The organism is Streptomyces sp. SPB074 (assembly GCF_000154905.1).
GTDB lineage: Bacteria > Actinomycetota > Actinomycetes > Streptomycetales > Streptomycetaceae > Streptomyces.
The window spans coordinates 410,067-420,781 of record NZ_GG770539.1 but is presented as its reverse complement, the minus strand read 5'-3'; the positions used below and the strand labels follow the sequence as shown (position 1 = coordinate 420,781).

Annotated in this window: 10 protein-coding genes and 1 pseudogene; 8 read left to right on the top strand and 3 right to left on the bottom strand. The window is 73.2% G+C overall.

Features of this window, described 5'->3' with window-relative positions; genetic code table 11:
- Positions 1-52 precede the first annotated feature (52 nt).
- A pseudogene (locus SSBG_RS35590) lies at positions 53-891 on the bottom strand (alpha/beta fold hydrolase).
- A gap of 74 nt (positions 892-965) precedes the next feature.
- Here SSBG_RS35590 and SSBG_RS01710 point away from each other — a divergent pair.
- The 6 genes from SSBG_RS01710 to SSBG_RS01690 all read left to right on the top strand — a co-directional run bounded on the left by SSBG_RS01710 (position 966) and on the right by SSBG_RS01690 (position 5,264).
- Positions 966-1,556 carry a TetR/AcrR family transcriptional regulator gene (locus SSBG_RS01710; RefSeq protein ID WP_008744510.1) on the top strand — a complete coding sequence of 197 codons (591 nt, stop codon included), beginning with the start codon at positions 966-968 and terminating at the stop codon, positions 1,554-1,556.
- A 190-nt stretch (positions 1,557-1,746) separates the two neighbouring features.
- Positions 1,747-2,448 (top strand): TetR/AcrR family transcriptional regulator, encoded by a 702-nt coding sequence (locus SSBG_RS01705; RefSeq protein ID WP_037868687.1) that lies wholly within the window; start codon positions 1,747-1,749, stop codon positions 2,446-2,448.
- Complete coding sequence (locus tag SSBG_RS01700) at positions 2,445-3,230, top strand: electron transfer flavoprotein subunit beta/FixA family protein (protein WP_008744304.1); 786 nt, start codon at positions 2,445-2,447, stop codon at positions 3,228-3,230. Before SSBG_RS01705 ends, SSBG_RS01700 begins: the two co-directional genes overlap by 4 nt.
- 67 nt (positions 3,231-3,297) lie before the next feature.
- Positions 3,298-4,260, top strand: a complete 963-nt coding sequence (locus SSBG_RS01695; RefSeq protein WP_008744303.1) for an electron transfer flavoprotein subunit alpha/FixB family protein — start codon at positions 3,298-3,300, stop codon at positions 4,258-4,260.
- Positions 4,261-4,285: 25 nt separating this feature from the next.
- Entirely contained in the window at positions 4,286-4,498 is a 213-nt protein-coding gene (locus tag SSBG_RS30540) for a hypothetical protein (RefSeq protein WP_008744508.1), read from the top strand.
- Positions 4,499-4,595: 97 nt separating this feature from the next.
- Positions 4,596-5,264 carry a class I SAM-dependent methyltransferase gene (locus tag SSBG_RS01690; RefSeq protein ID WP_037868685.1) on the top strand — a complete coding sequence of 223 codons (669 nt, stop codon included), beginning with the start codon at positions 4,596-4,598 and terminating at the stop codon, positions 5,262-5,264.
- An 11-nt stretch (positions 5,265-5,275) separates the two neighbouring features.
- Here the strand turns inward: SSBG_RS01690 and rfbB are convergent, their stop codons facing one another.
- Together rfbB and SSBG_RS01680 are read right to left on the bottom strand one after the other, a co-directional pair.
- On the bottom strand, positions 5,276-6,271 hold the full coding sequence (gene rfbB / locus SSBG_RS01685) for a dTDP-glucose 4,6-dehydratase (protein WP_008744506.1): 996 nt from the start codon (positions 6,269-6,271) through the stop codon (positions 5,276-5,278).
- A gap of 22 nt (positions 6,272-6,293) precedes the next feature.
- Complete coding sequence (locus tag SSBG_RS01680; protein ID WP_008744505.1) at positions 6,294-7,757, bottom strand: short-chain fatty acyl-CoA regulator family protein; 1,464 nt, start codon at positions 7,755-7,757, stop codon at positions 6,294-6,296.
- A 381-nt stretch (positions 7,758-8,138) separates the two neighbouring features.
- Here SSBG_RS01680 and SSBG_RS01675 point away from each other — a divergent pair, with 381 nt between their 5' ends.
- Complete coding sequence (locus SSBG_RS01675) at positions 8,139-9,650, top strand: MmgE/PrpD family protein (protein WP_008744504.1); 1,512 nt, start codon at positions 8,139-8,141, stop codon at positions 9,648-9,650.
- Positions 9,651-9,738: 88 nt separating this feature from the next.
- Positions 9,739-10,644, top strand: a complete 906-nt coding sequence (gene prpB / locus SSBG_RS01670) for a methylisocitrate lyase (protein ID WP_037868684.1) — start codon at positions 9,739-9,741, stop codon at positions 10,642-10,644.
- The last annotated feature ends 71 nt before the right edge of the window (positions 10,645-10,715 follow it).

Sequence of the window (10,715 nt, the reverse complement as noted above, 5' to 3'; positions counted from 1 at the left end):
CTCCGGCACGGCGGCCCGCCGCGCGAGTGGCACGGGTCCCGCGCGCCGCTCCTCAGTCCTTGCCGCCCGTCAGGAAGGCGCCCAGCTCCCGGGCCACCGCCGCCGGCTGATCGACCATGGCCAGGACGCCCGCGTCCGGGATCTCCGCGTAGCGGCCCGCCGGGAGCAGGGCGGCCAGCCGCTTGCCGTGGGCGAGCGGCATGAGCTTGTTCTCGGGCGCCCACAGCACCAGCGTCTCGCCGGGGAAGTCGCGCAGCGCCTCCGTGTCCCTGACCAGCCGCGCCTTGTCGAGCGGCGCCGTGCAGTACGCGGCGAGGTCGCGCCGCACCCCGCCTCCCGCAGCAGCGGTTCCGTCCATCCGCGCACGAGCGCGTCGGGCAGGGGGCGCTTCGACATCGGGCCCAGCATGAACGGCGAGTTCCGCAGCGCGCGGACGCGCAACTGCCGCGCGGCGAGGGCGAGTCCGCCCGGAATTCGGGAGACGAGCGAGACCGTCCGGCCCGGCAGACCGGGCGGGAAGTTGTCGAACGCCTCGCAGGGCAGGATGACTTGGCGCGCCAAGCGCTCGTGCAGGCCGAGCGCGGTGAGGAACAGCCCGCCGCCCCAGTCCGTGTGGACGAGCGTGACGCCCGTCAGGTCCAGCTCCTCCAGGAACTCCGCGAGCAGCCGCCCCATCCCGGCCATCCCGAGATCGGCGCCGGGCCGCATCGGGAGCCGGTGCGCGCCGAGCGGCAGTACGGGCCGCACGTACCGGAAGCCTTCGGGGAGCAGCGGCAGCACCTCGTCCCACAGCGTGTGGTCCATGAGCAGCCCGTGCAGCAGCACGACCGGCGGCCCGGACCCGGTCTCGTCGTACTCGATCTCCCCCGCGGACAGTGTGACGTGGCGCATGACGTCCTCTCGGCTGTCGCGTCGGCCGACGCGCTAGAACGTTCTCTCCAGAGCGTTCGTTCAACCATGGCGGCATGAGAACGGACGAGCGGATCACGCGGGCCATGGGAGAACTTTTGCGTCGTCAGGGCTACGCGGCCACCGGCATCAACGCCCTGGCGCGCGCCGCCGAGGCGCCCACCGGTTCGCTGTACCACCACTTCCGGGGCGGGAAGCGCGAGATCGCCGCGGCGGCCCTGCGGGAGACCGGCGCCGTCTACATCCAGCTGCTGCCCCTCCTGCTCGACCCGTACGAGGATCTGGCCGAGGGCATCGAGGCCGCCTTCGCGCAGGCGGGCGAGAACATGCGCGACACGGGCTGGCTCAACATGTGCCCCGTCGGCAGCGTGACCGCCGAGGTCGCGACGGTGGAACCGGAGCTGCGCGCCGTCTCCGCCGAGGTCATGGCGGACTGGCTCGCCAAGGGCGCCGACTACTTCGCCGCGCGCGGCCTCCGCGCGGAGGCCGCCCGCGAGTTCGCGCAGGCGGTCCTCGTCGCGATGGAGGGCGCCTTCGTCATGGCGCGCGGCCTGCGCACCCAGGAGCCCTTCCGCGCGGCGGGCCGCTCCCTGGCCGCCCACGTACGCACGCTGGTACGGGACCAGGACGCGGCCGTACGGGACTGAGCCGCGCGCCGCCTCGCACGTCCGTCCGCCCGGGGTGAACGCCTGCCGACTCGCCCGGCCGGGTGCGTGACGGACGCGCGTGTTTCAGAGCCCTTCGCCGTGGTAAATGGTACGTGGTACCGTCGCGACGGTACGCCGTACCACCACGGGTCGTGGCGGTACGCGGGCGGGAGCACGAAGGGGTGCGGGCATGAGCGGACGGACGGCGCGCGAGCGGCTGGCGCACGCCGCCTTCCAGTTGTTCGACGAACGGGGCTACGAGGGCACCACCGTCGACGAGATCGCCGAGCGCGCGGGCGTCGGCCGCACCACTTTCTTCCGCCACTACCGGGCCAAGGAAGACGTGATCTTCCCCGATCACGAACTCCTCCAGGACCGGATCGCGAGCCGCCTCGCCACCTCGCGCACCGACACCGCCCTCACCGCCGTCTCCGAGGCGGTCAGGCTCGTCCTGCTGCACTACGTGGACGAGGGCGAGGTCGCCCGCCGCCGGTACCGGCTCACCAGCAGCGTGCCGGCGCTGCGCGATCGCGAGATCGCGAGTGTCGCCCGCTACCAGCGGCTCTTCAAGGAGTTCCTGGCCCGCTGGATGGGGGACGCCCCCGGCGCCCCGCTGCGGGCCGAACTCATGGCGGCCTGCGTGGTGTCCGCGCACAACCACGTGCTGCGCCGCTGGCTGCGCGGCGAGTCCGCCGAGCCGATGGCCGAGGTGGACACCGCCCTGCGCGAAGTGCTCGGGCTCTTCTCCGGGCGGGCCGGCGAGGGGGAGACGCACGTCGTCGCCTTCACCAGCCCGCACCCGCTCGACCAACTCCTCCCGGCCCTCCGGCGTCTCGCGACGGCCGGGCCCCCGCCGGGACACCGAACCCAGAAAGAGGAGGACCAGACATGAGCTTGAGGATCGTTGTCTGTGTGAAGTACGTGCCGGACGCGACGGGTGACCGGCGTTTTGCCGATGACCTGACGTTGGACCGTGAGGAGGTGGACGGTCTGTTGTCGGAGTTGGACGAGTACGCGGTGGAGCAGGCGCTGCAGATCGCGGATGCGGCTGATGAGGCTGAGGTCACGGTGGTGACGGTGGGTCCGGAGGACGCGAAGGACGCGTTGCGCAAGGCGTTGTCGATGGGTGCGGACAAGGGCGTGCATGTCGAGGACGACGGTCTGCACGGTACGGATGTGTTCGGGACGTCGCTGGTGCTGGCGAAGGCGGTCGAGAAGGCCGGCTACGACCTCGTGGTGTGCGGGATGGCGTCGACGGACGGGACGATGGGGGTGCTTCCGGCGTTGCTGTCGGAGCGGCTGGGTGTGCCGCAGGTGACCTTGTTGTCCGAGGTGGGCGTCGAGGGTGGTGTGGTGCGGGGTCGTCGTGATGGTGACGCGGCCTCGGAGCGGTTGGAGGCTCGGCTTCCCGCGGTGGTGTCGGTGACGGATCAGTCGGGTGAGGCGCGGTATCCGTCGTTCAAGGGGATCATGGCGGCGAAGAAGAAGCCGGTGGAGTCCTGGGATCTGGAGGACTTGGGGATCGGGGCGGGCGAGGTCGGTCTGGAGGGCGCGTGGTCCAGGGTGGAGGACGCGGTGGCGCGTCCGGCGCGCACGGCGGGCACGATCGTGACCGACGAGGGTGAGGGCGGCAAGCAGCTGGCTGAGTTCCTCGCGGGCCGGAAGTTCATCTGAGCCCGGACGTCCGGAAGTCCGGTAAGAACCCTCTCTCTTCCCCTTCTCGTCTCGCAGGAGTGTTGTCATGGCTGAGGTACTTGTTTTCGTCGATCATGTGGATGGTGCGGTGCGTAAGCCCGCGTTGGAGTTGTTGACGCTGGCGCGTCGGCTGGGTGAGCCGGTCGCGGTGGCGTTGGGTGCGGGTGCGGGGCGCACGGTGGGTGTGCTGGGTGAGCATGGTGCGGTGCGGGTGCTGACTTCGGAGGCCGCCGAGTACGGCGACTACTTGGTGGTGCCGAAGGTGGATGCTCTGCAGGCGGCGGTGGAGTCGGTGTCTCCGGTGGCGGTGTTGGTGTCGTCGTCGGCGGAGGGCAAGGAGGTGGCGGCGCGTCTGGCGTTGCGGATCGGTTCGGGTTTGATCACGGACGCGGTGGACGTGGAGGCGGGTGCGGAGGGTCCGGTGGCGACGCAGTCCGTCTTTGCGGCGTCGTTCACGACGAGGTCGCGGGTGTCGCGGGGTGTTCCGGTGATCACGGTGAAGCCGAACTCGGCGCCGGTGGAGCCGGTCGCGGGTGCGGGTGCGGTGGAGGAGTTGGTGGTGTCGTTCTCGGAGGGGGCGTCGGGGACGAGGGTGGTGTCGCGGACGGCGCGGGAGTCTTCGGGGCGTCCGGAGCTGACGGAGGCGGCGATCGTGGTCTCGGGTGGTCGTGGGGTGAATGGTGCGGAGAATTTCGCGGTGATCGAGGCGTTGGCGGACGCGCTGGGTGCGGCGGTGGGTGCGTCACGGGCGGCGGTGGACGCGGGCTGGTATCCGCATTCCAATCAGGTGGGGCAGACGGGGAAGACGGTGTCTCCGCAGTTGTACATCGCGTCGGGTATTTCGGGTGCGATTCAGCATCGTGCGGGGATGCAGACGTCGAAGACGATCGTGGCGGTCAACAAGGACGAGGAGGCCCCGATCTTCGAGCTGGTGGACTACGGTGTGGTCGGTGACCTCTTCAACGTCGTGCCCCAGCTCACCGACGAGGTCAACGCCCGCAAGGGCTGACCACCGTCCCTGCCCGCACGGTCCCGTGTCCACCCCCCACCCGGGCGGACACGGGGCCGTCGAGGGCCGCGTGTGCCTCGACGCCTGGGAACTCGCCGACGAGGTGCAGGCGGCCGTCGCCGCGCCCTGGGCGGCCGTCACGACGGAGACCGTCGCGGGCCTGGCCGCCCCCCCGCGCACGCCTGATCCGCCGTCTCCTGCAGTGGCCGTTCGCGACCCTGCCGGAGGGGCCCTGTGACGGAGTGCGACGTGAGCACGCGGCGCCTCGAACGGCGCGCCGCCGCGTTCGACGGCCCGGCGCGGTCGCCGCACCTCGCGTCGCCGGGGCGGCGGCGGTGACCGGCGCGGGCGGGCTCGCGCCCCGCCTGCTCGCCGCGCTCGACCGCTTCCACGCGGCGCGCCCCTGGGACCACAACGCCCACTACCACCGCGCCATCCTGCGCCGCCTGCCCCGCCGCCCCGGGCCCGTGCTCGACGTGGGCTGCGGCAGCGGGGATCTGGCCCGGCTCCTCGCGCGGCGCGCGAGCGCGGTGACGGCGATCGACGCGGACCCGGGCATCGTGGCGCGGGCGCGCGAGGCGTCCCCCGCGGCGGCGGTCACCTTCACGGTGGCGGACGCGCTCGACCGGGAGGCCGCCCCGGGGCCGTACACCGCTGTGACCTGTGTCGCCGTCCTCCACCACCTGCCGCTCGCCGAGGCGTTCGCCTCGTTCCGCGCCCGGCTCGCGCCCGGCGGCGTGCTCGTGGTCGTCGGCCTGTACCGGGAGACGACCCCGGCGGACCGTGCCGTGAGCCTCCTCGCGCTCCTGGCCAACACGGCGATCGCCTGGGCCAAGCACCCGGTGGCCGGGACGAGCCCCCGCCCCCTCGCCATGACCGCCCGCACCCGCCCCGCCCAGGTGGGACTCGCGCAGATCCGGCGCACCGTCCAGGAGGTGCTGCCGGGCGCCCGGGTGCGCAGACGGCTCTTCTGGCGGTACGTGCTGGAGTGGAAGCGCCCCTGAGCGGCGCCGCCTCAGCGCCCCTCCACCACCGGGCTCAGCCCCCGCAGCGGCTCCCACCAGGCGCGGTGGTCCGCGTACCAGCGGACCGTCTCGCCGAGGCCCGTGGCGAGATCGACGCGGGGGCGCCACCCCAGCTCCGCGCGCAGCTTCGAGGAGTCCAGCAGATAACGGCGGTCATGGCCCGGCCGGTCCGGGACGGTGCGCATCAGCGAGAGCGGCAGGCCCAGTTCGCCGAGGACGCGCTCGGCGAGGTCCCCGACGCTCAGCTCCGTGCCCGTGCCCACGTGGTACGTCTCGCCGATGCGGCCCGCGTACAGCACGGCGGCGATCGCCCGCACGTGGTCGCGCACGTGAATCCACTCGCGGCGGTGGTCGCGCGAGGCGTACACGGGCAGATCGAGGCCGTCGAGCGCGCGGGTCGTGAAGAGCGGGAGGACCTTCTCGGGGAACTGGTGCGAGCCGTAGTTGTTCGCCGAGTTCGTCAGCGTCACCGGCAGCCCGTACGTCTCGTGGTAGGCGCGCACCGCGTGGTCCGCGCCCGCCTTGCTCGCGCTGTACGGCGTGCGCGGCTGGTAGGGGGACTCCTCCGTGAACGCCTCCTCGGCGTCCAGCGCGAGGTCCCCGTACACCTCGCACGTCGAGACGTGGTGGAAACGCGCCACGCCCAGCCGCCGGCAGGCTTCCAGGAGCGTCTGCGTGCCGAGCACGTTCGTGCGGAAGAAGCGGTCCGGGGCGAGCACGGCGAGGCTGTTGTGCGACTCGGCGGCGAAGTTCACGACGACCTCGACACGGTGCTCGGCGAGGGTACGGGCCACGAGCGGGCCGTCCGTGATGTCGCCCCGTACGAAGGTGATCCGGTCCGCGACGTCCGCGAGACTGGCGCGCACGCCCGCGTAGGTCAGCGCGTCGAAGGCGACCAGCGAGTCCTCGGGATGTTTCTCCAGCCAGTAGCGGGTGAAGTGCGAGCCGATGAAACCGGCCGCACCGGTGACGAGGAGGGAGGTCATGCGCGGGCGCTCCTGTGGGGGGTCATACGGAGGTGTTCCTGACGGGACCTTGGTCGTTGCTGCGCACCTGGTAGGGGACCGTGGTGCGCCGGTCGGGATCGATCGCGAGCAGCCCGCCCGCCGGGGGCCGGGCCCGCTGCGCGCAGTCGCGGCGCTCGCAGATCCGGCAGCCCAGGCCGATGGGCGTCGCCGCGCGCGGGTCGTCCAGCGCGATGCCCTCCGCGTACACGAGCCGCGGGGCGTGGCGCAGTTCGCAGCCGAGCGCGAGCGCGAACTCGGCGCGCGGCGCGTGGTGGCCGAAACCGCCGCGCACCAGCGTGCGCGCGATCCAGAAGTACCGCTTGCCGTCGGGCATCTCCGCGACCTGCGTGAGGATGCGCCCCGGAGCCGAGAACGCCTCGTACACCGTCCACAGCGGGCACGTGCCGCCGAGCCGGGAGAAGTGGAAGGCCGTCGCCGACTGGCGCTTGGAGATGTTCCCCGCCCGGTCCACGCGCAGGAACGAGAAGGGCACCCCGCGCCGGCCCTCGCGCTGGAGGGTGCTCAGCCGGTGGCACACCGTCTCGAAACCGACACCGAAGCGCGCCGAGAGCAGCTCGATGTCGTACCGCGTCTCCTCGGCGGCGCGGTGGAAGGTCCCGTACGGCATGAGCAGGGCGCCCGCGAAGTAGTTCGCGAGCCCTATCCGGGCGAGCGTCACCGAGGCCGGCGAGGTCAGGCGCGTCTCGTCGCCCGCCACCGTGTCGAGCAGCGCCCCCTGCTCGATGAGCGCGAGCTGGGTCGCGAGCTGGAAGGCGCGCTGGCCCTCCGTCAGCCACGGTGAGAGGAAGAGCCTGCGCGTCTGCGCGTCGAAGCGGCGGGCGTCGGCCGTCCCGCCGGGCGCGGCGGTCAGGACCCGGACGCGGTGGCGCGCGGCGAGGTGCGCGGTGAGCGGGTCGGCGCAGCGGCCCGGGGTGAGGTCCAGGGCCTCGGCGGCCCGCTCGGCGGCGGCGTCTATCGGCGCGAAGTGGTTGTGGTGGGCGTAGAAGAAGTCGCGCACCTCGTCGTGCGGCTCGCCGCGGGGCGGGGGAGGGGAGCCCGAGTCGTGGCCGGCGAGCACGGCGGCCTGCTCGGCGGCGTCCCGGTAGCGGCGGTGCAGGGCGACGAGGGCGCGGGCCAGCTCGGGGTGGTCGCGCACCGCCTCGGCGATCTCCTCGGAGGGCGGCGAGTCGATCCCGCTCGCCTCGTCCGCGAGCGCGGCGCGCACGTCGGTGGTCAGCCGCGCCTCGTCGGCGACCGAGAAGTACTCCGCGCCGACCCCGAAGACCTCCTCCAGGCGCAGCAGCACCGGGACGGTCAGCGGGCGCTGGCCCTGCTCGATCTGGTTGGCGTAGCTCGTGGAGATGCCGAGCGCGCGGGCCATCTCGACCTGGTTGAGGCCCCGCTCGCGGCGCAGCCGGCGCAGCTTGGCGTGCGCGTAGAGCTTGCCGTGCCTGCCGCTCGCCATGCCCGTACCTCCTCGCGAGCCCTGCCGTGTCCCGCCGCCGTGCCCGTGCCCCCGCCGCCGCGCCACGCCGCAGGGCCCAGCCGTCGCGCCGCCGGGCCCTGCCGCCGCGCCGGGCCCGCGCGGGGCGCCGGGCCCGGGGGCTCCCGGGCCCGCGCGCCCCCTCCGGCGGAGAGACGCGTTCCTTGCGAAGCGCGGTTCCGCCCCCGGCGAGAAGCCGCCGACCGGTGGCCCGGGACCGCTTGTGAATTTACCATTCGCAGATTTCGCAGAACCGGCCCCGCCGACTGTACGGATTCCACACCCCTACGGACTGGTAACCGGCGGCCCGGGCGGGCAGGGTTGATGATCGCAGTTAAGTTTTCATTCTTCGTGAGGAGTCCTGTGATCGAGCACCACGTCCGCGTGCACCCCAGTGCGGACCGCCTGCCCCGTGAGGACCAGCTGGCCTGGAAGCTCGCCACCGTCGCCACCGGCACCGTCGAGCCCGACCCCGAGAGCGCCGCCATGGCCGTCAACCGGGTCATCGACAACGCCTCGGTCGCCATGGCCTCGCTGGTCCGCCGGCCCGTCGCCGTCGCCCGGGCCCAGGCCCTCGCGCACCGCGCGGGCACCCCCGGCACCGGGGCGCGGGTCTTCGGCGCGCAGGGCCGCCTCAGCCCCGAGTGGGCCGCGTGGGCCAACGGCACGGCGGTGCGCGAGCTGGACTTCCACGACACCTACCTGGCCGCCGACTACTCGCACCCCGGCGACAACATCCCCCCGATCCTCGCCGTCGCCCAGCACACCGGGCGCACCGGCGAGGACGTGCTGCGCGCGGTCGTGGCCGCGTACGAGCTGCACGTCGCGCTCGTCAAGGGCATCTGCCTGCACGCCCACCGCATCGACCACGTCGCGCACCTCAGCGCCGCGACGGCGGGCGGCATCGGCGCGCTCCTGCGGCTGCCCACCGAGACCGTCTACCAGGCGATCCAGCAGGCCGTGCACACCACGACGGCGACCCGGCAGTCCCGCAAGGGCGAGATCTCCAGCTGGAAGGCGTACGCCCCCGCCTTCGCCGGGAAGGCCGCGATCGAGGCCGTGGACCGCGCGATGCGCGGCGAGACCTCGCCGTCCCCGATCTACGAGGGCGAGGACGGCTTCCTCGCCTGGATGCTCGACGGCCCCGACGCCGACTACACGGTGTGGCTGCCCGAGGCGGGCGAGGCCCGGCGCGGCATCCTCGACACCTACACCAAGGAGCACTCCGCCGAGTACCAGGCGCAGGCGCTCATCGACCTCGCCCGCCGCATGGGCGAGAAGATCCCGCTCGACCGCGTCGCCTCCATCGTGCTCCACACGAGCCACCACACCCACAACGTCATCGGCTCGGGCGCCAACGACCCGCAGAAGTACGACCCGAAGGCGAGCCGCGAGACGCTCGACCACTCGGTCCCCTACATCTTCGCCGTCGCCCTCCAGGACCGCGCCTGGCACCACGAGCGCTCCTACGCGCCCGAGCGCGCCGCGCGCCCCGACACGGTCGCGCTGTGGCAGAAGATCACCACGGTCGAGGACCCCGAGTGGACCCGCCGCTACCACGACCCGGACCCGCAGCGGCGTGCCTTCGGCGCCCGCGCCGTCGTCACCCTGGACGACGGCACCGTGATCGAGGACGAACTCGGCGTGGCGGACGCGCACCCGGCCGGGGCCCGGCCCTTCGACCGCCCGGCCTACCAGGGCAAGTTCCGCACCCTCGCCGAGAACATCGTCACGCCCGAGGCGCAGCACCGCTTCCTGTCGGCCGCCGAGCACCTCGCGGAGCTGAGCTGCGGCGACCTCGACGGCCTCTTCCCCGAGGTCGACACCGAGGCCGTCTCCGCCTACGACGCGAAGCTGCCGAAGGGCCTCTTCTGATGCCGCGCCCCACCCGCGGCGGTACGCGACCGGCCCCGCGCCGGCCGCACGCCGCACCCACCCGCACGAAGCGGAAGGACCCGTCCTGATGCTGCACACCCGCACCACCCCGGCCCAGCGCCGCCGCGCGCTGCGCGAACGGCTCGCGACCGGGCGCCTGCTCCAGATGCCCGGCGCGATCAACCCGCTCTCGGCGAAGCTCATCGAGGACACGGGCTTCGAGGCCGCGTACCTCTCCGGCGCCGTCCTCGCGGCCGACCTCGGGCTGCCGGACATCGGCCTCACGACGGTCACCGAGATCGCCGCGCGCGCCCAGCAGACGACGCGAGCCACCGATCTGCCGGTCCTCATCGACGCCGACACCGGCTTCGGCGAGCCCATGAACGCGGCGCGCACCGTCCAGCTCCTGGAGGACGCCGGGCTCGCCGGGCTCCACCTGGAGGACCAGGTCAACCCCAAGCGCTGCGGGCACCTCGACGGCAAGTCCGTCGTCGAGCGCGACACCATGAGCCGCCGCGTCCGCGCCGCCGTCGACGCCCGCCGCGACCCGGACTTCCTCCTCATGGCCCGCACCGACGCGCGCGCCGTCGAGGGCCTGGACGCCGCGATCGACCGCGCCAAGGCGTACGTCGACGCGGGAGCCGACGCGATCTTCCCCGAGGCGCTGGCCGACGAGGCCGAGTTCGAGGCGTTCCGCAAGGCCGTGGACGTCCCGCTCCTCGCCAACATGACCGAGTTCGGCAAGGGCAGGCTGCTCACCGCGAAGGCCCTCGAAGACCTCGGCTACAACATCGCGCTCTACCCCGTGACGTTCCTGCGGCTCGCGATGGGCGCGGTCGAGGACGGGCTGCGCACCGTCAAGGCCGAGGGCACGCAGGAATCGCTGCTGCCGAAGATGCAGACACGGTCCCGGCTGTACGAGCTCCTGGACTACGAGGCGTACGCGTCCTTCGACTCGGCCGTCTTCGACTTCACGCTCCCGCCGGACGCCTGAGCCCCACGCGGCCCACACGCCCCCCCCGCACGGCCCGCCCGCCGGTCCACCCCCACGGCCCGCCGCCCGGG